Source organism: Actinomyces oris (genome assembly GCF_006546825.1).
Classification (GTDB): domain Bacteria; phylum Actinomycetota; class Actinomycetes; order Actinomycetales; family Actinomycetaceae; genus Actinomyces; species Actinomyces oris.
Genome location: NZ_VICC01000005.1, coordinates 115,540 through 141,484 on the forward strand (window position 1 = coordinate 115,540; position 25,945 = coordinate 141,484).

The window sequence follows — 25,945 nt, forward strand, 5'->3', positions numbered from 1 at the left end:
AGCGCAGTCAGCCGATCGGGCGCCGGGAGTCAATCGACTCCCGGCGCCCGATCAGTATCTCGGCCTGAGACCTGACTGAAGCAGCCGGAATCCGCCCGGTGTCCGGTCCGGCTGGCCGCGCTCTCAGCGGCCTCGGCCGATCAGTGTGCGCAGCGGTCCGGGCTCGTCCAGGAGCTTGGCCGGCGGCCCCGTCTGCACGATCGTCCCCGCATCCATCACGACGACGTGGTCGGCCTGCTCGGACCACTGCAAGCGGTGAGTGATCTCGATGATCGTCGCCTGCGGAAGATAGGTGCGCACCCCGATGCGCACCCGCTCATCCAGGTCAGGATCCAGGTGGGAGGTGAATTCATCGAGGATGAGCACCCCGGGACGGGCCAGGAGTGCGCGGGCCAGTGCCAGGCGCTGGCGCTGGCCCCCGGACAGGGACTGGCCTCGCTCACCCACGAGGGTGTCGTAACCGTCCTCGAGGGCCTCGATGTCCTCGTCGATGCAGGCCGCTCGGCACGCCCGGCGCACCTGGGCGTCCGTGGCCGAGGGCGCCGCCAGGCGCACGTTGTCCGCAATGGTGGCCCGCATGAGGTGAACCCGCTGATCCACCAGGCCGATCTCCTGGTAGAGGCTGACGGCACGCAGATCGCTCACGTCCTGGCCGTCGATGAGGATGCGGCCCGAGTCCGGCTCATCGAAGCGCACCGCCAGTTGGGCCAGTGTGGACTTGCCCGATCCGGAGGCCCCCACGATGCAGGTCCACCGTCCGGCCCTGGCCCTGATGCTGACGCCGTGGACTGCCTGGGCGGCGGTGTTGGGGTAGGAGTAGGTGACGTCCTGCCACAGGACCTCGTGGGAGATGCCGGGGGTCAGCTCCTCAACGCCGTCGCGCACCTCCACCGGGGCGTTGACGACCTCCCACACTCTCTCAGCCGAGGCGAAGGAGGCATTGAGCGCGCTCGAGAGCTCCTCGACGCCGCGGATGGTCTCAGACAGCCGCAGCACCGCAGCGGCCGCGGCCGCCAGGAGGGGGATGCCCGTGCCCGAGCCGGTCGCCGGCAGTGTCGCACCCGCGGCAACGACGGCGATCGGCGCGCTCAGACCCGCCAGCTGGTTGAGGCCTCGCCTCACGGCGGCCCACTGCCCGGTTGGCCGTGCGGCACCGGCGATCTCGGCGTCGATCCTGGCCATCTCATCGAGACGCTCCTGGCTGCGCCCGTACCCGACAACTTCGCTCATGCCCTGAACGGTGTCGGTCACGTGCTGGGTGAGTTCCGCCCGCGCCGCCGAGACCGAGCGGGAGGCATCCACTGAGGCGGCGAACCCCAGGCGGGGCACGATGAGCAGCTGGAGCACCACGAAGGGGAGCGCCGCCAGGGCCACCAGCCAGGACACCTTCAGGCCGATGAGCGTGAGCACCGTCATCGGTACGACGACGGCGCAGACTGCTGGAGCGAAGGTGTGGGCGAAGAAGACCTCGATCCGGTCCACGTCCTTGGTGGCCCGCGACAGCAGGTCGCCCGAGCGTGACGTCGCACTGACCCTGGGGGAGCGGGGAATGAGGGAGCGGAAGATCTGGCCGCGCAGCAGCTCGAGGGCCTTGAAGGCCACCAGGTGGCCGAGGAACTGCTCGACGTAGCGCAGGGCCGCCTTGAGTAGGGACAGCCCCGCCATGACGGCCAGCACCGGCCAGATGGCGGGCACCGGTGCGTCCGTCGTCATCGCCAGACCTGCCCGGGCCACGGCGTAGGCGCCCAAGGAGAACAGGGCCACGCCGCACAGCATGTCAGTGATACGGCACAGGGTGGAGCCCAGCAGCGGTGAGAGGACCGGGCGGGTGACCTGAAGCAGCCAGCGCACCAGCATCGCGCGGGAGACAGGCACCTGCGTGGAGGCGGCATCTTGACCGGTCCCGCTGCGCTTCCCTGAGCCGCCGGTTGCCCGCGAGCGGGGCGCCGAGGACCGTCTCGACTGGATCGATCGGATCATGCCCGCTCCTCCTGGTGATCCCCGTCGGAGGCCTTGGAGGAAGACCCGTCGGCCCCGGTGGCTTCCTGAGTGGGCGCCGCGCCGGCGGATGTGGGCGTCCGGGCTTCACCGACCTCGTGGACCGTACCGGCATCAACCCTCACCGTCCGGTCCGCTGCCGTCAGCGCTCCGACGCGATGGGAGATGGTGACGACCGTGCGGCCCTGGGACAGCTGCTCAAGGGACTCCACGATGGCAGCCTCGCTGGCCAGGTCCACCTGGCTGGTGGGCTCGTCCAGGAGCAGCACGGGGCGGTCGGCCAGGAAGGCGCGGGCCAGGGACAGGCGCTGGGCCTGACCACCCGACAGTCCCAGGCCGGCCTCGCCGACCTGGGTCTCCAGCCCTTCGGGCATGAGCGCCACCTCCTTGTCGAGGCGGGCCACCTCCAGGGCCTGCCACATCTGCGACGGCGTCGCGTAGGGCTGGGCCAGGCGCAGGTTGTCGGCAATCGTTCCGGTGAATAGCCAGGTCGTCTGTGCCACCAGTGCGGAGGCCGAGCGCACCTCGTCCTGCGTCGCGGCGCTCAGCTCGGTGCCTTCGACGCGCACGGTTCCGCCGCTGGGTAGCAGGTTGCCGGCGAGCACTGCCATGAGCGTCGACTTGCCCGCCCCCGAGGGGCCGACCACCGCCAGGCTCTCGCCGCGGCGCACGCTCAGGTTGACGCCCTCCAGCACCGGATCGGCGTCCCAGGCGGCCTCGACGTCGTCGAGCACGATGGAGGACTGAGCGGCAGCCGGCGAGGAGGCCGCGGCCTCGGGACGAGCGGTCGAGCGGGGCAGGGGCCGCGACAGGATCCTGCGGATGGCGCGCTGGTTGGCCATTCCGGCCATGCCCACGTAGAAGAAGGCGCCCACGTGGTCCAGCGGCTCGAGGAGCACGTAGGAGGTCAGGACGATCGCCAAGGCGTCACTGATGTCGATGGCGCCGGAGGACAGACGCACCAGGGCCAGACCTGCGGCCACGGTGATGAGGAAGAGCGAGAACAGGCCGTCGGTGAGCAGGATGACGAGCTGGTTGCCCGCCAGCAGCCCCATGACGGCGCGTCGGTTCGACTCCCCCTCCAGGCGCAGGCGTGCACTGGTGCGCTCCGCGGCCCGGGCCAGGGTGAGGGTGCGCAGTCCCTGGATCGCGTCGAGGTACTCGGCGGCCAGGCGCATCCGCGCCCGTCGGGAGTCCGACGACGAGGCCCGCAGCCGCGAGTGGCACCAGGCGATGAAGACCGGGACCACGATGATGGCCGCCGCCAGAACCAGGGCGGGAACGACGTCGACGAAGGCGGCCAGCTCGATGAGCACCAGCAGGGGAGCCGCAGCGGCCGCCAGTGTGGGGGCCAGGAAGGTCTGCCGGTAGAGGGCCACCCGCTCTGCGCCGTCGGTCAGCAGGGAGGCGGTCGCACCGCTGCGGACGTCGGCGGCGCGTGCCGGGCCCAGCCCCAGCAGGTGAGCCAGGGTGAGGCGGCGCAGGTGCGCCTCCTCGGTGAGCGCACTGAAACGGGCGACCCGCTGGGCCACCAGCTGGCAGGTGGCGCTCACGGCGGCCGCGGCCAGGGCCTGGGCGAGCAGGCCCGCCGCAGGCGAGGAGCTCAGCAGGGCGCCCAGGGCGCGTCCGGTGCAGATGAGGCACCACCCGGCTCCCAGGGCGCCCAGGAGCGTCAGACCGAAGGAGAGGGCGCCTGCCCGACGCCCGGCCGGTGAGGAGACCGTGGGGCGGGGCGGGGAGCCGCGGCGCAGTGGCGCGAGGATGGGCGCGGGGGATCGGCGTGAGCTCATCACGGTCCTGGAAACGAGAAATGGGCTGGGGGAGGCCTCCAGCGTATCGACTAGGACGGGAGGTTGTCAGGGGCGGTGAGTATCTCGCTGGAATCACGGGCTACCAGGAGGAATCCCACCTCCATGGCTACGGGAAGTGGTGAGAGTCACGAAATACGGTGGATCGGTGTGTTCACCTGCACGAACGTCATAGCGTTGTCCTGCCGGGCTGCCGCCTGCGGCCCGCGACGACACACGTCTCGAAGGAGTCCTCGATGGCTAACGCTCCCGTCAACATCACCATCACCGGTGCTGCCGGCAACATCGGCTACGCCCTGCTGTTCCGCATCGCCTCCGGCGCCCTGCTCGGCCCGGACCAGCGCGTCAACCTCCGTCTGCTGGAGATCCCGCCGGCCGTCAAGGCCGCTGAGGGTACCGCGATGGAGCTGTTCGACTCCGCCTTCCCGACCCTGGGCAGTGTCGACATCTTCGACGACGCCAAGGCCGCCTTCGAGGGCGCCAACATCGCCTTCCTCGTCGGCTCCATGCCCCGCAAGGCCGGCATGGAGCGCGCCGACCTGCTCTCCGCCAACGGCGGCATCTTCGGTCCCCAGGGTGAGGCCCTCAACGCCGGTGCCGCCGAGGACATCAAGGTGCTCGTCGTGGGCAACCCCGCCAACACCAACGCCCTCATCGCGGCCTCGCACGCCCCCGACATCCCCTCCTCGCGCTTCACGGCCATGACCCGTCTGGACCACAACCGCGCCCTGGCCCAGCTGGCGACCAAGGCCGGCTGCCACGTCACCGACATCGACAAGGTCACCGTCTGGGGCAACCACTCCTCCACTCAGTACCCCGACCTGACCCAGGCCACCGTCAAGGGCTCGCCCATCACCGACATCCTGGCCGACCGGGCCTGGGTCGAGGACGACTTCATCCCGACCGTCGCCAAGCGCGGCGCCGCCATCATCGATGCTCGCGGCGCCTCCTCGGCGGCCTCGGCGGCCTCTGCGGCCATCGACCACGTGCACGACTGGGTGCTGGGCACCTCCGGGTCCTGGACCTCCTCCTCGGTCATGTCCGACGGCTCCTACGGCGTGCCCGAGGGCATCATCTCCTCCTTCCCCTGCACCTCGGAGAACGGGGAGTGGAAGATCGTCCAGGGTCTCGAGATCGACGACTTCTCTCGCGCCAAGATCGATGCCTCGGCGGCCGAGCTCGTTGAGGAGAAGAACACCGTGGCCTCCATGGGGCTCATCTGAGTCCTTCGGGCCCTCCGGCTCGGCGCCCGGGCTCGGCCTGAGAGCCCGCCCGGGGCCGACCCTCTCCTGGTACGGACCACCTTCGGGTGCGGGGGACCGTAAGGCCCTGCCGCTCTCCCATCCGGGTCCTCGCCGCTCATCCGAGCGGCGAGGACCCTTTTTCACACATCGGAGCAGATTGGGCAGCGGACGAATCATTGCCGCTGCTGGTATGGACCGGTCATTCACGACCGGTACAATGATTGTTCGCGCAATGTATGTTTGAGTTTCGCTCAGTTTAGGTCTACTCTCCTGGGGAGTTCAGATGACTAGACAACATCTGGCCTCGCCGCCCGCGGCAACGGTGCCGTGGTCATGAGACACCGTCGTTTCTAAGGAGCAGTCCCATGCGTCCCACCCACTATCTCTCCCGCCGCGCCGTGCTGGCGGGGCTGGGAACCACTGCAGTCGCCGCCACCCTGGCCGCCTGTGCCACCTCCGGCAGCTCCGGCTCGAAGTCCGGTGGAGCCGCAGGTGAGGGGGACGCCAGCCAGGTCGACGTCGTCACCTGGTGGTCGGCCGGCTCGGAGAAACTCGGTCTGGATGCCCTGGTCAAGGTCTTCAACCAGCAGTTCCCCAAGACGAAGTTCGAGAACAAGGCCGTCTCCGGCGGCGCCGGCAGCCAGGCCAAGCAGAAGCTCGCCGCCGACTTGGCCGCCAAGAACCCGCCGGACACCTACCAGGCCCACGCCGGCGCCGAGATCAAGGACCACATCGAGGCCGGCTACCTGCTGGACGTGTCCAACCTCTACGAGGAGTTCAAGCTCAACGAGGCCTTCCCGGCCACCCTCATGGACCGCCTCAAGGACTCCGACGGCAAGATCTACTCCGTGCCCTCCAACATCCACCGGGCCAACGTCGTGTGGGCCTCGGTGCCCGCGCTCAAGGCCGCCGGGCTCGACCCGACCAAGCCCGCCACCACCATCGACGCCTGGATCGCCGACATGGAGAAGGTCAAGGCCGCCGGCCTGACCCCCATCACCATGGGCATGGCCTGGACCCAGCTCGAGCTGCTCGAGACCATCCTCATCGCCGACCTGGGTGTGGACGCCTACAACGGGCTCTTTGCAGGCAAGACCGACTGGGGCGGCGCCGAGGTCACCAAGGCGCTGGGGCACTACAAGACCATCGTGGGCTTCACCGACTCCTCCCTTTACACCGAGGACTGGGAGCCCGCCATGAAGCCCATCATGGACGGCAAGGCCGCCTTCAACGTCATGGGCGACTGGGCCGTGGCCGGCTTCGATGCCGCCGGCAAGAAGGCCGGCCAGGACTACGTCTACTTCCCGGTCCCGGGCACCGACGGCGTCTTCGACTTCTTGGCCGACTCCTTCACCCTGCCCGACGGCGCCAAGCACCCCGGTGGTGCCAAGAACTGGCTCAACACCATCTCCTCCAAGGACGGCCAGATCGCCTTCAACACGGTCAAGGGCTCCATCCCGGCCCGCACCGACCTCACTGACGAGGAGAAGGGCAAGTTCTCCGAGTACCAGCGCTCGGCCATGGAGTCCTTCGCCAAGGACAAGATCGTCTCCTCCATCGCTCACGGCGCGGCCCTTCCGTCGAAGGCCACAAACGCGATGAACGACGCCCTGACCAAGTTCGCCCAGGGCGCCTCCGATGTCGCCGCCCTGCAGGCCGACCTCAAGGCCGCTGCCGCCTCCTGACCGGTTCCCCGGGGACGGGGGCGGGCCGTGCGCCCGCTCCGGTCCGCTCCCGCCCCCGGGACGACCCCTCGCCGATCATTCGGCCGGAGCTCATCACCACGACAGGCGGATTCGTGCCGCCACCAACGCATCAGGAGAACCTTGTGAGCACCAAGAGCGCCCCCGCGCGGCGCCGTCGGGCGAACTGGAGGCAGTGGGGCCCGGGCCTCCTGCTCATCTCGCCCTCGATCATCCTCGTCGGCGTCTTCGTCTACGGGATGATCGGCATCAACATCAACACCTCCCTGCTGGACATGCACACCGCCGGCCAGGTCTCCGGACGCAGGGGGACCACCGTCGTCGGGCTGAGCAACTTCACGGCCCTGTTCGGCAACCCGGACTTCCGCCACTCCTTCATCAACCTCATCCTGTTCACCGTCACCTTCCTGGCCGGCACTCTCGTGGTCGGCTTCCTGTGGGCCTGGCTCCTGGACCGCCCCATCAAGGGGGAGGGGATCTTCCGCTCCATCTTCCTGTTCCCCATGGCCGTGTCCTTCGTGGCCTCGGGCGTGGTGTGGCGGTGGCTGCTGAACTCCGCGCAAGGCGAGAGCGCCTCGGGGCTCAACCGCCTGTTCGAGATGACCGGCCTGAGGTTCCTGGAGAACTCATGGACCCAGAACACCACCTGGGGCATCCTGGCCATCGCGCTGCCGGCCGTGTGGCAGCTGGCCGGATACGTCATGGCGCTCTTCCTGGCCGGCTTCCGCGGCATTCCCGACGACCTGCGCGAGGCGGCCCGGGTCGACGGCGCCAGCGAGTGGCAGCTCTACAAGTCGATCATCTTCCCCCAGCTGACCCCGATCGCCCTGAGTGCCGTCATCATCATCGGGCACATGTCCCTGAAGTCCTTCGACCTCATCATGTCGATCACGGACCAGCGCACCTACTCCACCAAGGTCCCGGCCATCGACATGTTCAACTTCATGACCGACAACGACTACTCCAACGCCGCCGCCGTCGGCACGATCCTGCTGGTCCTGGTCGCCGTCGCCGTCATCCCCTACCTCATCCACGACGCCAAGGGCAGGAGGTGAACGGCGATGACACAGGCACTCACGATGCGCAGCCCGCGCCGCCCCGGCTGGGGCCAGACCATCCGCTTCATCCTGCTGCTGGCCTCGGTGGTCCTCGTCCTCATCCCGGTCTACGTCCTGCTGGTCACCTCCTTCAAGGGATCCGCCGACGCCGACCCCTCGCGCACCTGGTACCTGCCCGAGGTCTGGGTCACCAAGAACTGGTCCAACGCCTGGAACCAGCTCAGTGGCGGGCTGCTGCGCTCCCTGGCGCTGGTCATCCCCTCCTCGATCATCTCCGCGATGCTGGGCAGTGCCAACGGCTTCGTCCTGTCCAAGTGGCGCTTCCCCGGGGCCAACGTGGTCTTCACCCTCATCCTGTTCGGCATGTTCATCCCCTACCAGGCGGTCATGATCCCGCTCATGCGTCTGGTGACCAGTGCCGACCTGGGCTTCGGGATTCACACGCTGATCCTCATGCACGTCGTCTACGGCATCCCGATCACGACGCTCATCTTCCGCAACTACTACGAGACGATTCCCAACGAGCTCATTGAGGCCGCCCGGGTCGACGGGGCCGGCATGCTGCGCACCTACGTCTCGGTGGTCCTGCCGATCTCGGTGCCCAGCTTCGTCGTCGTCCTCATCTGGCAGTTCACCTCCGCCTGGAACGACTTCCTGTTCGCCCTGTTCTTCGGCGGCGGGGCGCAGTCCGGGCCGGTGACGCTGGCGCTGAACAACCTGGCCCACGGCTCGATCCTGGCCGACTACGGGGCCTCCATGTCCGGTGCGCTCATCGCCTCGGTGCCGACCCTGGCGGTCTACATCCTGCTGGGCAAGTACTTCGTCGGCGGCCTCATGGCCGGCTCCGTCAAGGGCTGAGACCGGCCCGGGCCGCTCGCCCGCGTCTACGCCTCGTTTGCTCTCGGCCTGCTCTCACATCCGGCTGCCGCCCTCGGCTTGGGGACGGCAGCCGGATGTGATGTGATCGGGGCATGGCACGTCGCAGATCCAAGCGCCCCTACGGGCAGGGGCACATCCCCTTGAGCATGGACCGTCTCGCCTCCGTGCCGCGAACCCAGACCGGCCCCGGCGGCGCCGACTTCACCGTGCGACACCTGCGCGGCGGTGACAAGCCCTACACCTGTCCCGGTTGCCACCGCGTCATCCCGGCCGGCACCGCGCACGTGGTGGCCTGGAGCAACGAGTCCCTCTTCGGGGCGGACCGGGGCCTTGAGGAGCGCCGTCACTGGCACACCTCATGCTGGGAGCGCCGCCTCTGGTAGAACCCGACGCCGACGCGAGGCAGCGGGGCTGAGAGTCACACGAGCGGCTCGGGGGAGCGCTCCTCCCAGCCCGGCAGCAGGCGGTCCAGCGCGAAGCGCAGCGGCACGATATCGCCGTCGCGTCCGCCCTCACCGATGGTCATCGGCACTGGCTGGCTCTCGGGCCTGACCCCGCGCAGGCGCTGCGCCAGGCTCAGCGGCATCGACAGGACGTAGTAGCGCCCCTGCGTGTCGATGCCGACCGTCTCGTCGGCCCTCAGGTACCAGCCGCGCAGCGGGGTGCGGGCGCTGCCTCCCGCGTAGCCACGCACCCGCAGAGGAACATCCTTGAGGTCCTCCTTGCGGGCGACCTCGAGGAAGAGCCCAACGATGCAGGCGGCCCGGGCGTGCTCGGCCTCCTGGCGCTCCTGAAGCATGCGGGCCCGCTGTGTGGCCGCACGACGACGCGACGCCGCCCAGTTGCAGTCACCAGGACCACGGGTGCTGGTCGACTCGGTCTCGAACCGGGCGGCGTCGTCGGCAGTCACGTCGGTGTCTCAGCGACGTCCTTTGCCCTGGCGGGGGTTGCGGTTGGTGGAGTTGCCGGAGGCGCCGGAACTCTTGCCGGGGGCCGGGACGTGCTCGATGCGACCAGTGCCGCCCTTCTGGGCGTTCTTCGGGGCCGACTGCGCGCCCGCCTGCTGGCCACCACCGGAGGCTGCAGCCGCCTTGTTGCCGGCCGGCGCAGGGGCCGCCGAGGTGGCCGACGGCGCTGAGGAGGCACTGCCGGAGCCGGCCGAGCGCGGACTGCCTGCGCTGCTGGAGGCCGCCGGCTCGGCCGACTGTGCGGAGGTCTGCTCCGGCGCCGCGGCCGGACTCGGCTCCTGAGGCAGGGCTGCGACGTGGTCGCTGAAGGAGGGGGCCTGGGGCAGTGCACCACCCAGAACACCGCGCATCTCGGTGAGGTAGGCGGCGACTGAGTCGCGCTGGCGCTCGAGCTCCTGGAGCTGGCGGGCGGCCACCTGGGCGGTGACGTCGGCGTCGGCGCGGGCGTCGCTGATGATCTGCTCGGCCTCGAGACGGGCCTGTGCCAGAGTCTCCTCCGCCTGGCTGACGGCCTCCTCCTGGCGCTTGCGGGCCTCGGCGTCGGTGCGGGCGCGGACCTCCTCGGCCCGGGACAGCGCCTCCTGCAGGCGCTCCTCGGCCTCCTGGGCCTGGACCTGGGCCTGCTCCTGCATCTCCCGGATGCGCTCGCGGGTGGCCTCGTGGGCGTCGGAGTCCTCCTGGGCGGCCTGCTCGTGCGCCGCAGCGATCTCCAGGGTGGCCTGCTGGCGCAGCTCGGTGGCCTCGGAGCGGGCCGCGGCGGCCTCGTCGGTGGCCGAGCGACGCAGTGTCTCGGACTCGTTGCGCGCCGAGGTGAGGATCTCCTCGGCCTCGCGCTTGGCCTTGCCGACGGTCAGTTCGGCCTCCTGCTTGGCGGCCGAGAGGATCTCCTCGGCCTTCGCCGTGGAGGTCTTGTGCAGCTCGTCGGCCTCGGCCGCGGCCGCCTCTCGGTTGGCGGTGGCGTCGCGCTCGGAGGTGATGGCGATCTCGGCGGCCTGCTTACGTGCCTGGGACAGGACCAGTGCGGCCTCACGCTCAGCGCTGGCGCGCATCTCGGTGACGGCCGCCTCGGCGTCGGCGGAGATCTGGGCGGCCTTGCGCGAGGCGGAGGAGACCAGCTCCTGGGCGCGGGCCTCGGCGTTGGCCAGGGCGGTCGAGGCCTCCCCCTGGGAGCGGGAGCGCAGCTCGCTGGCCTCTCGGCGGGCGTCGGCCAGCAGGGTCGCCGCCTCCGAGGCGCTGCGCTCGGAGAGGTTCTTGGCGTTGGTCCGGGTCCGGGTCAGCAGGGCGTCGGCCTCGGCGTTGGCCTTGGACAGGACGGAGGCGCTCTGCTCCTCGGCGCTGCGCAGCAGCTGCTCGATCCGTGAGCCCAGGCCGGCGTAGGTCGGCTTGTCGGACTCCCGCAGCCGGCGCTGGGCGTCGGCCAGCTCGCCGGCCAGCGTCATGGCGCGCTGGTCGAGGCTGGCCACCTCACGACGGGCATCGGCCAGCTGGCGCGAGAGCTGCTCCAGCTTCCGGTCGACCTGAGCGCGATCATAGCCGCGCATCGTGATGGCAAACTCGCTGTATTCCTCAGCCACGTCGGGTTCCTCCTCCTGGCGAGCCGGGGACGCTCACCACCAGGGCAAGCCTAACGATTGGGTGTGATCGGGACGGTCACCACGAAAGTGTGACCATGCGCACAGAAGGTCTGGGGTGGTGGGGCTCCCGACCGCCCGGGAGGGGTGACGGATGGAGGCGCTGGTGGGTTCTCCGGAGACTTCCGATCTCGCGTGCGCGATTCTCCGCGTCTTCCTCCGTGTCCACTTCGAGACCATCGTGCTGCTCGCGGGGCCGGCGAGACCCTTTCTGCTGGCGGAATTCCGGGAGATATCGCTTCGCTCAGCGCGTGCCAGGTTGTGATCTTGGGCCGAGGTCGGTGCGGTCGCAGGGTCCGTCATGCGATTCTGGTCCCTAGGCGGGCGCACGGTGAGCGCTCGCAGCGATACCCGGCTCCACGGAGCCGGCCGTCGTCCATACCGTGTCCGCGAGCATAGGAGATCCGCGTCGTGAGTCGACGTATCTTGAGCGTGGTGGTGACCGTCCTCGGGCTGGTCCTCGTCGCCCTGGCCGTTTGCTCGGCCACCATCTGGAAACCCGGCTCCAAGGTCGAGGCGAAGCTCGCCTCCGGCCCTTCTCAGCCCTACGTCATCACAGCCCCCGGGGTTCTCAGTGGTGCGGAGTCCGACGTCACCGTGACGGCGAGCTCCTCCGACGGCAAGGACGTCCACCTCTTCGTGGCCAGGGCGGCCGATCTCGACGCCTGGATGAGCCCCGACGCCGACAATGCGCTGCCCTACACGGCGATCACCAGCATCGACGCCGACGCCGGGACCCTGGCCTCCAAGGACGAGACCCAGTACTGCCCGCCGGCCAACGCCGCTCCCGCTCCTTCTGCGGCGCCCTCCGCTCAGCCCTCCGCCTCCGCACAGGCCGGCGGCTCGAAGTGCTCGGAGCGCAAGGCCAAGGGCGTGACCGCCTCGGGCTCCGACATCTGGCTGGGGGAGAAGACCGGCGGCTCGTCAGTCACCTTCGACACCGGCAAGGACGCCGACCGCGCCATGCTGCCCCACAAGAACCTCGACGAGCAGATCGTCGTCATGGCCATGACCGACGGCAAGGCCTCGGCTCCCGGTCTGACCGTCAGCTGGAAGCGCCAGGTGGAGACCCCCTGGTACTTCTACGGGGGACTGGTTCTGGGCAGCGTCTTCGTACTCGTAGGGGCCTTCCTGTTCTTCATCGACCTCCAGCTGCGCCGCGCCAATGTCGATCGGCGTACCCGTTCGGCCGAGCGGGCGGCCCGTATCGCCAACGCCGACTCGGTCTCCACCGAGGGCATCCCCCAGGTGGACGATCCCGACCGACGGCTGACCCGGCGAGAGCTGCGGGACAAGGAGCGCGCCGAGGCCTCGGGCGAGCCCTGGACCGACCCGCGTACCGGGCGTGTCTACCTCGGCGGCGTTGAGGCGCCCGCCGCCTCCCAGATGCCTGAGGCCGTCCCCGCCGAGGGCTACGACTACGGCCCCGCCGCCGGGCTCAGTGAGGTCCCCGGAAGCGGGTTCGGTGACGGAGCCGCCGCCTACGGTGAGGGCCACGGCGGGCAAGGCGACCATGCGGTTGCCGGGCTTGCCCGAGGCGCGTCGGTCGTCCCCGGTCTTGACGAGGCCGCCACCCAGCAGTACCGGGCCGCCCGGGAGCCGGAGGGCCTCCAGGCCGGCGAGGCGCTCACTATCACCTCGGATGCCACCAACGTCCCCGACTCGTCGGCCTACTCCAACCCCCCGGCTCTCAGTGATGTCGCCGGCGGTGCCGCCGGCGCAGGCCACATGGCCGTGGGCGTGGACCCGGTTGCTGACCAGCCCACAGGCGCCCCGGACCACTCCCGCTTCGCGCCGCCGGAGCACCACACCAGCCACGTGGCGAGCGGCAGCGATGCGCGGTCCTTCGAGACCGACACCGCCGAGTTCCAGGACGCGGCCTCCTCGGTCCCGCCGCAGGACCCCGGCCTCCAGATGCCGACCGAACTCGCCCAGCCGGAGGTGAGCGACGCCTCCCTGAGCTGGAGTGAGCAGGAGGTCGAGCCGGCGCACGGGCCCACCTTCTCCCCGAGCGGTTTCGGGGACTCCTCTGCGACGTCGACCACCGTGTCCTGGCCCTCCTACTCCGACGGCGTCGAGCTGCCTCCCCAGGCCGACCCCGCCGTCATCCAGGCCGTTGACGCCGAGCCCCTCAGTGAGCCAGACCCCACCGCGGACCCCGACAACCAGGAGCGCGCATGATGTCCACCCGTCGAGCCTTTCTGAGCGCAGGCGGTGCCTCCGCCATCGCCCTGAGCCTGGCCGCCTGCTCGCGGTCTCAGCCCAAGACTGCTGAGACCGTGGCCTCCGGCACGCCGATCGCCGAGCCCGTCCTCAACGACAAGCAGCTCGAGGAGATCCTCCAGCGCGTCCAGACCGGTCTGGCTGCGGCGGACAAGGAGAAGAACGCGGACAAGCTCAAGGAGGTCATGTCCGGTCCGGCGGCGCGGATCCGTGCCGCCGAGTACGCCACCGCCTCCGCCAGCGGGAATGCCTCCGTCATCCACGCCATGAACACCAAGATCCAGGGCGGGGGAGTGGGGCAGACCGTCGGCTTCCCCCGCAACGCAGCCGTCGCCTCGGAGAGCGACAAGAGCGTCTCGATCATCTCCCTGGAGCAGGGCTCGGCCCGGGACCAGTTCAAGGTGTGGGCCTGGGTGCAGGGTTTCGCCGCGCAGGCGAGCATTCCCGTGCTGACCAAGCAGTCGGCCCAGCACGCCAAGCAGGTGACGGCCGAGTCCACCGGGCTGGTCGCCACCCCCAAGGCGGTCCTCGACTCCTACGTCGATGCGCTCAACCACCCCGACGGCGAGAACGGCAAGGCCTTCCCCGACGACAGCCTGCGTCAGAAGGTCCAGGACGCCCGAAAGACCGACCTGAGCAACTTGGGTGAGGTCACCGTGACGGCGGTCCCCGGACAGGACGGGTTCCAGGGCCTGCAGCTGGAGGAGGGGGACGGCGGGGCGCTGGTCTTCACCACCCTGACCTTCACAGTGGTCTACAAGCGCACCGTTGACGGCTCCGACCTCACCCTGCAGGGTGACATTGCCGCCCACATGGGTGGCAACCAGAAGATCGTCGGTACCGTGACCGCCACCTACGACTCCATGGTTGCCTTCTCCATCCCCAAGGAGGGAAGCGGCGGGAAGGTGACTGTTCTGGGCGCCGAGACGGCGCTGATGAAGGTGGACCGGGACGACTCCAAGACGCCGGCCCCCACGGCGTCGGCGTCGGCCAAGCCGTCCTGACCGCCTCCGGTCCCCGGCCCGGCTCCGTGACTGCTCGGAGTCGGGCCGCTGGCGCGCCCAGGCCGGTGCGCAGCGTGAGGCCTGCCAACCGCGCCGGCGCTCACGAACACCGAAAGACCCAGATCCATGAAGCAATCGGGCCGCGGCCCGAGGAAGGCAGAGCTGCTATGAGCATGTTCGGCGCCGTCGACCTGTCCAGTCTCGCCCCCGCTACCAAGCCGGCCGGCTCTTCAGGCGCTACCCCGAGCCCCGCCACCGGGGACCGCCCTACTGGAGCTGCCGGTTCTGGTCTGCCGGTGCCGCTCGTGGTCGACGTCGACGCCTCCACCCTGCGTGACGTCGCCGAGGTCTCCACCCAGGTGCCTGTCATCGTCGTCCTGCACAGCCCGCGCAGCCAGGCCAGTGCCGACCTCGCCGCGGTCCTGGAGGAGCTCGCCGATCAGTACTCCGGCCGTTTCCAGCTGGCGCGCGTCAACGTGGATACGGCCCCGGAGGTCGCCCAGGCCCTCCAGGCTCAGGCCGTCCCCACGGTGGTGGCGCTCATCGCGGGCCAGCCGGTGCCGATGTTCCAGGGGGCGGTGCCCCAGGAGCAGCTGCGCTCCGTCATCGACCAGCTGCTGGAGGTGGCGGCCGCCAACGGTGTCAACGGCACCATCTCCGTCGACGGCGCAGCCGGCGCCGGCACTGCTGAGGCCGAGCCTGAGGAGACCGAGGTCGAGCGGGCCGCCCGCGAGGCCATTGAGGCCGGGGACTTCGCCGCCGCCGAGGAGGTCTACACCCACGCCATCGCCCAGAACCCGGGCGACGACGACCTCAAGGTGGCCCGCAACCAGGTGCGTCTCATGGCCCGCCTGGACGGCCAGGACCCTCACGAGCTCCTTGCGGCGGCCGACGCCGCGCCCACGGATCTGGCCGCCGCTCTGGCCGGTGCCGACGCCGCCCTGGCCCTGGGGGATGTCAACGCCGCGCTCGGCCGGGCGCTGGAGGCCGTGCGCACCCACGCGGGGGAGGAACGGGAGGAGGCCCGGCTGCGGCTGCTCGAGCTCTTCGAGGTCATCGGCTCCACCTCCCCAGAGGTCGCCCAGGCCCGCCGCCGCCTGGCCACCATGCTCTACTGAGCCACGACGAACAGCCCTGCCGGGCGTTCTCGGCTCACCCAGCGCATAAGCGAGCGCCCCTCACCGCAACCGGTGAGGGGCGCTCGCTCATGCCGTGACGATCAGGCGATGGGCTCGGGGTCGATCTTCCAGACCTCGCGGGCGTAGTCGCTGATGGTGCGGTCGGAGGAGAAGCGGCCCGAGCGGGTGATGTTCACCCAGGCCTTGCGCTGCCAGGCGCGGGCGTCGGCGTAGTCGGCCGCCATGGCGTCCTTGGTCTCGCGGTAGGAGGCGAAGTCGCCCAGGACGTAGTAGACGTCGGCCGGCTCGTAGGAGGCCTCGAGCAGGCTGCGGCGCAGGTCGGCGAACCAGCCCGAGCCGTTGTCGTCGAGGGTGCCGTCGGTGAAGGCGTCCAGGACGCGCTTGAGACCGGGGACGTTCTCGTAGTGCCACACGGGGTCGTAGCTCTCACGCAGGGAGGGCAGCTCGTCCTCGGTGGCGCCGAAGATGTAGGCGTTGTCGTCGCCGACCGCCTCCAGGATCTCCACGTTGGCGCCGTCGAGCGTGCCCAGGGTCAGGGCGCCGTTCATCATGAACTTCATGTTGGAGGTTCCCGAGGCCTCCTTACCGGCCATCGAGATCTGCTCGGAGACGTCGGCGGCCGGGATGATGTGCTCGGCCGGGGAGACGTTGTAGTTGTGGACGAAGACGACCTTGATGGTCTTGGAGACCACGGGGTCGTTGTTGACCAGCTCGGCGATGGTGTTGATGAGCTTGATGACGCCCTTGGCCCGGATGTACCCGGGAGCGGCCTTTGCCCCGAAGATGAAGACCCGCTTGGGGACCTGCAGGCTCGGGTCCTGCTTCATGCGGAAGTACAGGTCTAGGATGTAGATGGCGTTGAGCAGCTGGCGCTTGTACTCGTGGAGGCGCTTGATCTGGACGTCGAAGATGGCCTCCGGGTCGATCTCGATCCCCTCGCGCTGGGCGATCCAGGCGGCGAAGTCCACCTTGTTGGCGTGCTTGATCTCCGCCAGACGGTCGTAGACGGACTCGTCCACGGAGTCGGTGTGCTCGGCCAGGACGGAGAGGTCCTTGACCCAGGTGTCCGAGCCGGTGACCTCGTCCAGGAGCGCCGACAGGCGCGGGTTGCACTGGCGCAGCCAGCGGCGGGGGGTGACGCCGTTGGTCTTGTTGTTGAAGCGCTCGGGCCAGATGGCGTGCCATTCGCCCAGGGTCTCGCGCTTGATGATCTCGGTGTGCAGCGCGGCGACGCCGTTGATGGAGTAGGAGGCGTAGCAGGCGATCCAGGCCATGTGCACCTTGTCGCCGGAGATGGGGGCCATGTAGTCGATGGTGCCCTGCTCCAGGCCGCGCTCGGCCATCTCCAGGCGGAAGCGGCGGTCGATCTCGCGGACGATCTCGGTGATGCGCGGGAAGAGGCGGTCGAAGATGGAGATCTCCCAGGTCTCCAGCGCCTCGGCCAGCACCGTGTGGTTGGTGTAGGCGAAGGTCTTGGTGACCACCTCCCAGGCCTCCTCCCAGCCCAGACGGTGCTCGTCCAGGAGGATGCGCATCAGCTCGGGGATGGCGAGCACCGGGTGGGTGTCGTTGAGCTGGATGGCGTTGTAGTCGGCGAAGCCGGTCAGGTCCTCACCGTGGTGGCTGACGTAGTTCTCAACGATCTGCTGGAGGGAGGCCGAGCAGAAGAAGTACTGCTGGCGCACCCGCAGGACCTTGCCCTCGTAGGTGGTGTCGTTGGGGTAGAGGACACGGGAGATGTCCGAGGTGCGCTCGCGCTCGACGATGGCCTCGGTGAATCGCTGGGAGTTGAAGGCGTCGTAGTCGAACTCCTCGAGCGGCTCGGCCTTCCACAGGCGCAGGGTCCCCACGTTCTTGGTGCCGTAGCCGGTGATGGGCATGTCGTAGGGGATGGCGCGCACGGTCATGTCCTGGTAGCGGACCAGGCGCTGGGCCTCCTCGTGGCGGATGACGAAGGGGTAGCCCTCCTCCATCCAGGGGTCGGGGTGCTCGGTCTGGAAGCCGTCCTCGAAGAGCTGCTTGAACAGCCCGTAGCGGTAGAGGATGCCGAAGCCGTTGACCGGCAGGTCGAGGGTGGCGCAGGAGTCGAGGAAGCAGGCGGCCAGGCGGCCCAGACCACCGTTGCCCAGGGCGGCGTCGGGCTCCTGCTCCAGGACGTCGCTGAGGCTGACGCCGAAGGAGCCGACGGCCTCGCGCGCCTCATCGACCATCCCCAGGTTGGAGAGGTTGTTGAGCAAGGCGCGACCCATGAGGAACTCGGCGGAGAAGTAGTGCTCCTGGCGCCCGGCGTTGTACTTCTGCTCGGTGGCGTACCAGTCGTCCGCGATGGTGTCGACGACGGCGGCGGACAGGCCCTGCCAGAACTCCATGAGGGTGGCTGCGGTCTCGGGTCGACCGGATACGGCGCGCACCTGCGCGGGGGCGCTTGTGACCAGGTTCTGTGTCATTCTTCTTCCCTTGTCAGGCTTCATGGTCGCCGACTGCGTCTACGTGCAGTGGGCTGGGCAACGTGCATCGCCTGGACTCGGGCCCGCCGGGCTGCCATGGGCCGCGCTGGGCTGCACAGGGCAGGGGAGGGCCACGCGCCTGTGCGAGACGCACCCAGACTACCGGCTCGGCCTGCGATACGCGTAGGACGAATGCCGCAGATCCGTCATGCGGGTTTCCGGGTGCAGGAGATGGTTGGTTGCAGGGCATGCGCTTCGTTACGCCGCGGGTTGGTCGGAGTGGGGCCACGCTGGTCAGTACTGGGGCCCTCGATGCATCGAGGGCCCCAGGCTGCTCTCATCGCACACCTCTTGAGGGGCGGATGAACTGTTGTGTGCCGTTTGTGGATTCAATCAGTGATCGCTGTGCTCGCGACGCGCTTGAGGAAAAATAAAGACAATCCCTGAAGCGTCATCGGAATGAGGAGCAGTGTCGGCATCCATAATCCCTTCACGCCGTACAAGTTTATGCTGAATGGTACGCTGAGTACGGCGATCGTGGCGGTGGCACTGAAGCACAGAACTGATATCGCGAAAGCCAGCTGAGCATTCCGTCCGTGCGGCGAGGGAGATGTGCTCTGGGACATTACAGGTACCCAAAGCATGTCACGGCGCCTGAGATTGCTCCTGCCCCAAGAGTTGCGATGCCGCCGATGCATGCGGCGCATATGGCTGCTCCGACGCCGGTTGCAGCGCCAGCGCATGAGCCCCCGCATAATGACGTGATCGCCCAGGCGGCACCTCCTCCGATTCCGAGGACGGTGCCCAGGCATGCGGCGACAGCTCCCGCGCCTACGGGCACAGCTTGGTCGGGGGCGGATTTTTGCTTCGCGATGGCGGCTCGAGTTTCGTCGAGTTGTTGCTGCAGGACATCGTCCCCGACGAATTCATGACCCGTGTCAGAATCCTTGACTAGTTTCCCGTCCGTGTATGATGTCATTTGGAAATGATTTGCGGCATTGTGGGTGAGGTGGGTCTCGGAGTAAGTGGCTGGTGCGCCATCTGGGGACAAGACGATGGTTGTGTTGCTCGTCAAGCTCAATCCGTTTCCTTTGAGGGGGAAGGTTACGGCACTGTAAGTTTTGTCTTCTGTGGTGACACGAAGAACAGTTGCGTTGTCGGTATCCACTGCTTCTCGTGAGGTGTGGATGTTGGCGGTTCCAGAGTCAAGGGCCTGTTCGGCCTGCAACTTCGCTCTGCTGGCGACAGATGGATCTGTTTCGTTGCGAACAGTCGCAGTTTTTTTCCCCTGTTGTTCTGCGGCGCACCCAGTGGTGAGTGTACTGGATCGTGCCTGCGAACTTGATGGGGGCGAGTCTGGCGGGGATGCAACAGCGGCGCCTGCGGTTGAAATGGATAGCGTGACGGTTGCGGCGAGTGTCACGAGGAGTCGTCCTGGTTTCATGGGTCTTGCCTTCCCTGTCATCGTTGATTCTCGGCTGTTGTCCTTCCGACCCAAGAGGAATCGATCGTAAGATACTCAGTGTGGGCGAATATTGTTCGATATGCGATGGGGTTGCTGCTGTGCCATGAGTCTTGATGCTGCTTCGTTGTTGCAGGGAGCCCCGATTGGTGCTGCTGCGCACGAAAATAAACTGGCGTCAGTCAGACTGAGGCCGTGCATGTCGAACATTTATTGTTATACATGAATATAACGGAGTAAATCGGGATAATTCTCTGGACCTTCCCTGAGAATAAACTGATGTCATTATCTGGTTTTTAAGGAATTATCAAGCAAACTGCTGGCCCATCATATGGGGCGCTCCCGTTGCCACAGCTGGGAGGGGGGCCGATGGCGCGCGAAGCGCCATCGGCCCCTGGCTCTAGGTCTGCGTGCAACCGCCGATGCCCGGCGGGTGCAGGTCCAGTTGCGGCTCAGTCCTGAGCCGGACGCAGGAAGACCGCTCCCATCGGGGGGACCCGCAGGCGCACCGAGGCCGGGCGCCCGTTCCAGGGCAGGTCCTCGGCCTCGACCCGGCCCAGGTTGCCCACACCGGAGCCGCCGTACTCCTCGGAGTCGGTGTTGAGGACCTCCTCCCAGTCCCCGGCGAAGGGCAGGCCCACCCGGTAGCCCTCATGCGGGGTGCCGGCGAAGTTGATGATGCAGACCATCAGGTCGGCCCGCCCGTCGGCGTCGGTCCCCTTACGCAGGTAGGACAGGACATTGTGGTCGCCGTCGCCGGCCTCGATCCACTCGAATCCTCGGTGGGAGAAGTCCTCCGACCACAGGGCGGGCGAGTCGAGGTAGAGGCGGTTAAGGTCGCCGACCAGGGCGAGCAGGCCCTGGTGGCCCGGGTCGTCCAGGATCCACCAGTCCAGGGAGTTGTCCGCGTTCCACTCGGTCCCCTGACCGAACTCCTGGCCCATGAACAGCAGTTGCTTGCCGGGGTGGGACCACTGATAGGCGTACAGGGCGCGCAGACCCGCCAGCTCCTGCCAGGGGTCTCCGGGCATCTTGGACAGCAGGGAGCCCTTGCCGTGGACGACTTCGTCATGACTCAGCGGCAGGATGAACTGCTCGGAGAAGGCGTAGACGAGGGAGAAGGTCAGCTCGCCGTGGTGATAGCGGCGGTTGACCGGGTCCTCGGCCAGGTAGCGCAGGGTGTCGTTCATCCACCCCATGTTCCACTTCAGGCCGAAGCCCAGGCCGCCGTACTCGGTGGGGGCGGTCACGCCCGGCCAGGCCGTGGACTCCTCGGCGGCCATGATGATGCCGGGGTTCTTCCGGTAGGCGGTTGCGGTGGCCTCCTGCAGGAAGCTGATGGCCTCCAGGTGCTCGCGGCCGCCGAACTGGTTGGGGTGCCACTGGCCGTCCTGGCGCGAGTAGTCCAGGTAGAGCATGGAGGCCACGGCGTCGACGCGCAGACCATCGGCGTGGAACTCCTGGAGCCAGTACAGGGCGTTGGCGACCAGGAAGTTGCGCACCTCGTTGCGGCCGAAGTTGAACACGTAGGTGCCCCAGTCGGGGTGCTCACCGCGCTGCGGGTCGGGATCCTCGTAGAGCGCAGTGCCGTCGAAGCGGGCCAGGGCCCATTCGTCCTTGGGGAAGTGGGCGGGCACCCAGTCCAGGATGACGCCGATACCGGCCTGGTGGAGCTGGTCCACCAGGTAGCGAAAGTCGTCCGGGGTGCCGAAGCGCGAGGTGGGCGCGTAGTAGCTGGTGACCTGGTAGCCCCAGGACCCGCCGAAGGGGTGCTCGGCCACCGGCAGGAACTCCACGTGGGTGAAGCCGGCCTCCTTGACGTAGGGGACCAGCTCCTCGGCCAGGCCGCGGAAGCCCAGTCCCTGGCGCCACGAGCCGATATGGACCTCGTAGATGCTCATCGGCCCGCTGTGGGGGTCAGTGGTGGCGCGCTTGGCCATCCACTCCTGGTCCTCCCACTGGTGGAACTGGTCGGTGACCACCGAGGCGGTGGCCGGCGGGACCTCGGTGGCGCGGGCCATCGGGTCGGCCTTCTGGTGCCAGGAGCCGTCGGCGAAGCAGATCTCGAACTTGTAGCGCGTTCCGACCCCGACGCCGGGCACGAACAGCTCCCACACCCCCGATGAGCCCAGGGAGCGCATGGCGGTGGCGGTGCCGTCCCAGTAGTTGAAGTCGCCGACGACGCGCACGGCGCGGGCGTTGGGGGCCCACACGGCGAAGGCGGTTCCCTCGACCTCACCCATGGGGCCGTCGTAGCGCTTGACGTGGGCGCCCAGGACCTCCCACAGCTCCTCGTGGCGGCCCTCGGAAATGAGGTAGGTGTCCATCTCACCCAGGGTCGGCATGTAGCGGTAGGGGTCGTCGACGGTGGTGGTCTCGTCGCCGTAGGTGACCTTGATGCGGTAGTCGGGGATCTCCTGGCCGGGCAGGACCGCCACCCACACGCCGTCCTGCTCATGAGTGGCCGGGTGGGTGCCGTCCTTGGTGACGACGACGACGTCGTCGGCCAGGTGACGGACGGTGCGGATGGTGACTCCGTTCTCGCCGACGTGGGCGCCCAGGACCTCGTGCGGGTCGTGGTAGCGCGCGTAGGCGACGTCAGCCAGAATCCAGGGGTCCACAGGGACAGGGGCGAGGTCCTTCTCAGGTGTGTTGGCGCTCATACAGCAACTCTTCCATGCGTTGGTGATTAACGGGTGCTTTTGGACGTCGGACCGATGGGGATGAGGGGAATGGAGGATCGTCGTGTGCTCAGCCCTCCGCGTGCTTGGACAGGACCGACTCGATCCCCGCCAGGGGGATGCCCAGCCAGTCGGGACGGTTGCGGGCCTCGTAGACGGCCTCGTAGAGGGCCTTGTCCAGCTCCAGACAGGTCAGGACCGTCTGGTACGAGGCCTCGGCCTGCTCCTCAGTGCTGGACGTGGCCGGCGACGGGTCCTGCGAGCCGGTCTCCTGGCGCCCCAGGCGGTAGCCCTCCTCGAAGGCGGAGCGCACGGTGGGGAGCCAGTCGGGGTGGGGGGCCTTGCCGACGGCGGCGGCGTAGTCGAAGGAGCGCAGCATGCCGGCCACGTCCCGGGCCGGCAGGTCAGGATCGGAGCGCTGGGCCAGGGGGCGCAGGGGCTCGCCCTCGAAGTCCAGGACGTACCAGCGCTGCTGGCCGCCGATCTCGTGGAGAACCTGTCCCAGGTGGTAGTCGCCGTGGATGCGGGTGGCCGGTTCCAGGGCGTCCAGCGCCTCGAGCTGCTCCAGGGTCTGCTCCACCTTGAGCTCCAGGGCGGGGATGTGGCCGGAGAGCTCGGGGACCTCCTCCAGCGCCCACCTGGCTCGCTTCCTCAGCGCGGCGGCGAGCTCGGCCGGTGCCGGCGGCCGGCTCGTGCCCAGGGAGGCGGCCAGGTGGTGGTGCATCTGCGCGGTCGTGCGTCCCAGATCCTGGGCCAGGTCGACGGCGCGGGCCCGCACCGGACCGTCGACGTCGTCGGTGGAGGCCAGGGAGCAGAACAGCTCGAAGCCGTCATCAGCGCGGGGTACGAAGCTGCAGGCGACGGCCGAGTCGGTGGACTCCTCCAGGGCGGGCTGGCCGCAGCCGCCCATGCGCGTCCAGGTCAGGGTGGACCAGGCCACCGGCGTGGGCACCCGGTCCCAGCCGCTGCGGGCCAGGGCCACCGACAGCTCCACGTCGGGGTTGCGCCCGTGCTCCAGGACCCGCAGGAGCTTGACGATGAGGTCGCCGGTGGCGGCGTCCTGCTCCCCAAGAGCCTCGGCGGGGTCGGTGGGGGCCGGCAGGATGACGGAGGTGTTGGACTGCTCCCCGGTGGTCACCCGCAGCCTCGGCGCCCGCTGGGCGATGGCCAGGGCTCCGGCCTCGTCCAGGACGGTGCCCGCCTTCAGCGTGCTCAGGGCCCAGTCCCGCCAGAAGGCCGGGTGGTGGGCGCCGTCGACGAGCGCCACCTGCGTGGGCGCCCCGTCGGAGGTGGTGGTCAGCAGCAGGCCGTGGTTGCCGGGGGCCTCACCGGGGGTGGCGAAGGAGTCGAGTGCCTCGGCGGCCTCCAGGACCACCGGTACGTGCAGCAGCACGGCGCTCCGGGCGCGCCCACTGTGCCCGGTGTGCTCACCGTGCCCGCTGCCGCCCCGCGGTGCGGCTATGACGAGGTCGCGCACGCCCTCCTCGGGTTCCCAGGAGGCGATGATGCGCAAGGAGCCCGGCACCGGGGCGGCGTCTCCTTTGAGCGGGAACCAGCGGCGCTGAAGCATCCACGGGCCCAGGGCCGCCAGGATCTCGGTGTCGCTGGGCCAGGTCGACGGGGCCTGGGCGCTGCGCAGCGGGGGCGCGGTCGACGCCGCGTTCTGTGCTGCCTTGGCTGCGGAGATGGAATCGGTGGGCATCAGGCATCCTCTCGGTGGGGCGGTTCTGGGCGGTATGGGTAGAGGTGGTGTCGGCCGGGGGCGCGGAGGATTGGGAGTCCCCCGAGTGCTCCGTGCCCTCGGCATTCTCCACGCTCTCCGGCGTGTCCCTGTCGACCGACAGCCAGTAATAGCCGCGCGCGCCCAGCGTCAGGGTGAGGCGGCCGTGTTCGTCGATGGAGGGGAAGGGGCAGCCGCCGAACAGGTCGATGGTGCGTCGCCCGGCCAGCTCGGGAACCTCGATCGTCACCGAGCGGGGCGTGGCCGAGAGGTTGGCGACGCACAGGAGGCTCTCCCCCTCCGGCGCCGAGGGGTCGTCGCAGCGCGTGTGCGCCAGGACGGCGTCGTCGCTGGTGGGGCGCAGGAGGAAGCCTCCGCGTCCCAGCACGGGGTGGGCGCGGCGCAGGTGCAGGATCCGCCGGGTGAAGTGCAGCAGCGAGTCGGGCCGGGCCATCTCGGTGGCCACCGTCAGGTGCGCGTAGCCGGGTGCCTGGATGAGCGGCAGGGTCAGCGCACCGGGGTCGACGACGGTGGAGAAGCCCATGTTGGGGGAGTCGTCCCACTGCATGGGGGTGCGCACGGCGTCGCGGTCCTCCAGCCAGATGTTCTCGCCCATGCCGATCTCGTCGCCGTAGTAGAGGCAGGGACTGCCCGGCAGGGACAGGAGCAGGGCGTAGGCCAGCTCCACCTCGGCGCGCGAGGCGTCCAGGAGCGGGGCCAGACGGCGCCGGATTCCGATGTTGGCGCGCATGCGCTCCTCGGGGGCGTACCAGGCGTACATCTGGTCGCGCTCGGCGTCGGTGACCATCTCCAGGGTCAGCTCATCGTGGTTGCGCAGGAAGGTCCCCCACTGCCCGTGGGCGGGGATGTCGGGGGTCTTCTCCAGCACCCAGCGGATGGCCTCGGCCGAGCCCTGCCGCAGCGCGTAGAAGATGCGCGGCATGACCGGGAAGTGGAAGCACATGGTGCACTCGGGCGCCTCCTCGGTGCCGAAGTACTCCACGACGTCCTCGGGCCACTGGTTGGCCTCGGCCAGCGTGATGGTCCCGGGGAACTCCCGGTCGAGCATCTGACGGATCCCGGCGATGATCTCGTGGGTGCCGGCCAGGTTCTCGCAGTTGGTGCCCTCTGACTCGGTCAGGTAGGGGATGGCGTCGAGGCGGAAGCCGTCCACCCCGGTGCGCGCCCAGAAGCGGATGACGTCGTGGATCGCCTCGATGACCGCCGGGTTGCGGTAGTTGAGGTCGGGCTGGTGGGAGAAGAAGCGGTGCCAGTAGAACTGGCCGCGCTCGACGTCATAGGCCCAGTTGGACTCCTCGGTGTCCACGAAGATGATGCGGGCGTCGTCGTAGCCGGAGTCGTCGTCGGCCCACACGTAGAAGTCCCCGTATGGGCCCTCGGGGTCCGAGCGGGAGGCCTGGAACCAGGGGTGGGCGTCCGAGGTGTGGTTGACGACCATGTCGATGATGATGCGGATCCCGCGCTGGTGGGCCTGGTGGACCAGCTCGCGGAAGTCCTCCATCGTCCCGTAGCGCGGGTCGATGGCCGTGTAGTCGGAGATGTCGTAGCCGCCGTCGCGCACGGGCGAGGGGTAGAAGGGCGGGATCCACACGCAGTCCACGCCCAGCCACGCCAGGTAGTCCAGGCGGGAGATGAGCCCGCGCAGGTCCCCGACGCCGTCGCCGTCGGAGTCGGCGAAGGAGCGCAGCAGCGCCTCGTAGAAGACCGCCGTGCGGAACCACTCGGAGTCCGGGCTCAGACCGGGGCGGGCCTGGGCCGGCAGGGCCGGCACCCCGGGGATCGGTGGGGCCACCGCCAGCGGCATGGGGATCCCGCCGCTGGGGGTGGGGATTGCCGACATCTGGGCCGCCACGGGCGCCGCGACGGGGACGCCCGCCGCGGGCTGGCCGAAGGCTCCCCCCGGCGCCGCGGCCGGCGCCTCGCTGCCGGGGGGCAGCTGGGCAGCACTCATCGGATCGG

The 25,945-nt window shown here is 68.9% G+C and carries 15 protein-coding genes and 1 pseudogene; 8 read left to right on the forward strand and 8 right to left on the reverse strand.

Annotated elements, in window-relative coordinates; translation table 11 throughout:
• Positions 1 to 123: 123 nt before the first annotated feature.
• Together FK267_RS06805 and FK267_RS06810 are read right to left on the reverse strand one after the other, a co-directional pair.
• Positions 124 to 1,980 carry an amino acid ABC transporter ATP-binding/permease protein gene (locus tag FK267_RS06805; protein ID WP_141406733.1) on the reverse strand — a complete coding sequence of 619 codons (1,857 nt, stop codon included), beginning with the start codon at positions 1,978 to 1,980 and terminating at the stop codon, positions 124 to 126.
• The gene (locus FK267_RS06810) at positions 1,977 to 3,788 is read right to left on the reverse strand and encodes an ABC transporter ATP-binding protein/permease (protein ID WP_141406734.1); all 1,812 of its coding nucleotides are present in this window, start codon (positions 3,786 to 3,788) and stop codon (positions 1,977 to 1,979) included. Before FK267_RS06810 ends, FK267_RS06805 begins: the two co-directional genes overlap by 4 nt.
• Before the next feature lie 254 nt (positions 3,789 to 4,042).
• On the opposite strand from FK267_RS06810, the gene FK267_RS06815 reads away from it, so the two are divergent.
• The 5 genes from FK267_RS06815 (at position 4,043) to FK267_RS06835 (ending at position 9,073) form a co-directional block, all read left to right on the forward strand.
• Positions 4,043 to 5,029: a malate dehydrogenase gene (locus FK267_RS06815; RefSeq protein WP_075373778.1), complete on the forward strand. Its 987-nt coding sequence runs from the start codon at positions 4,043 to 4,045 to the stop codon at positions 5,027 to 5,029.
• Between the two features lie 386 nt (positions 5,030 to 5,415).
• Positions 5,416 to 6,735 carry an ABC transporter substrate-binding protein gene (locus FK267_RS06820; protein ID WP_009407007.1) on the forward strand — a complete coding sequence of 440 codons (1,320 nt, stop codon included), beginning with the start codon at positions 5,416 to 5,418 and terminating at the stop codon, positions 6,733 to 6,735.
• A 143-nt stretch (positions 6,736 to 6,878) separates the two neighbouring features.
• Positions 6,879 to 7,808, forward strand: coding sequence for a carbohydrate ABC transporter permease (locus tag FK267_RS06825; protein WP_009747956.1), 930 nt, complete (start codon positions 6,879 to 6,881; stop codon positions 7,806 to 7,808).
• 6 nt (positions 7,809 to 7,814) lie between these two features.
• The gene (locus FK267_RS06830; protein WP_009747887.1) at positions 7,815 to 8,669 is read left to right on the forward strand and encodes a carbohydrate ABC transporter permease; all 855 of its coding nucleotides are present in this window, start codon (positions 7,815 to 7,817) and stop codon (positions 8,667 to 8,669) included.
• 113 nt (positions 8,670 to 8,782) lie between these two features.
• Positions 8,783 to 9,073, forward strand: a complete 291-nt coding sequence (locus FK267_RS06835) for a hypothetical protein (protein ID WP_003786752.1) — start codon at positions 8,783 to 8,785, stop codon at positions 9,071 to 9,073.
• Between the two features lie 35 nt (positions 9,074 to 9,108).
• Here the strand turns inward: FK267_RS06835 and FK267_RS06840 are convergent, their stop codons facing one another.
• Positions 9,109 to 9,600 carry a hypothetical protein gene (locus tag FK267_RS06840; RefSeq protein WP_141406735.1) on the reverse strand — a complete coding sequence of 164 codons (492 nt, stop codon included), beginning with the start codon at positions 9,598 to 9,600 and terminating at the stop codon, positions 9,109 to 9,111.
• Positions 9,601 to 9,609: 9 nt separating this feature from the next.
• Positions 9,610 to 11,232 (reverse strand): DivIVA domain-containing protein, encoded by a 1,623-nt coding sequence (locus FK267_RS06845; protein ID WP_075377976.1) that lies wholly within the window; start codon positions 11,230 to 11,232, stop codon positions 9,610 to 9,612.
• A 468-nt stretch (positions 11,233 to 11,700) separates the two neighbouring features.
• On the opposite strand from FK267_RS06845, the gene FK267_RS06850 reads away from it, so the two are divergent.
• From FK267_RS06850 to FK267_RS06860, 3 genes are all read left to right on the forward strand, one after another.
• Positions 11,701 to 13,470 (forward strand): hypothetical protein, encoded by a 1,770-nt coding sequence (locus FK267_RS06850; RefSeq protein WP_075377975.1) that lies wholly within the window; start codon positions 11,701 to 11,703, stop codon positions 13,468 to 13,470.
• Positions 13,467 to 14,516, forward strand: coding sequence for a DUF8094 domain-containing protein (locus tag FK267_RS06855; protein ID WP_141406736.1), 1,050 nt, complete (start codon positions 13,467 to 13,469; stop codon positions 14,514 to 14,516). The genes FK267_RS06850 and FK267_RS06855 overlap by 4 nt, the downstream gene beginning before the upstream one ends.
• A gap of 167 nt (positions 14,517 to 14,683) precedes the next feature.
• Positions 14,684 to 15,634 carry a tetratricopeptide repeat protein gene (locus FK267_RS06860; RefSeq protein WP_141406737.1) on the forward strand — a complete coding sequence of 317 codons (951 nt, stop codon included), beginning with the start codon at positions 14,684 to 14,686 and terminating at the stop codon, positions 15,632 to 15,634.
• Positions 15,635 to 15,735: 101 nt separating this feature from the next.
• Here the strand turns inward: FK267_RS06860 and FK267_RS06865 are convergent, their stop codons facing one another.
• The 4 genes and pseudogenes from FK267_RS06865 to treS form a co-directional block, all read right to left on the reverse strand.
• A complete protein-coding gene (locus tag FK267_RS06865) occupies positions 15,736 to 18,102 on the reverse strand; it encodes a glycogen/starch/alpha-glucan phosphorylase (protein WP_141406738.1) in 2,367 nt (788 codons plus the stop codon).
• Between the two features lie 1,914 nt (positions 18,103 to 20,016).
• Entirely contained in the window at positions 20,017 to 22,227 is a 2,211-nt protein-coding gene (gene glgB, locus FK267_RS06870) for a 1,4-alpha-glucan branching protein GlgB (protein ID WP_141406739.1), read from the reverse strand.
• 88 nt (positions 22,228 to 22,315) lie between these two features.
• Positions 22,316 to 23,947 (reverse strand): phosphotransferase, encoded by a 1,632-nt coding sequence (locus tag FK267_RS06875; protein WP_141406740.1) that lies wholly within the window; start codon positions 23,945 to 23,947, stop codon positions 22,316 to 22,318.
• An 85-nt stretch (positions 23,948 to 24,032) separates the two neighbouring features.
• Positions 24,033 to 25,937: pseudogene (gene treS / locus FK267_RS06880) on the reverse strand (maltose alpha-D-glucosyltransferase); the annotation flags it as partial.
• Positions 25,938 to 25,945 lie beyond the last annotated feature (8 nt).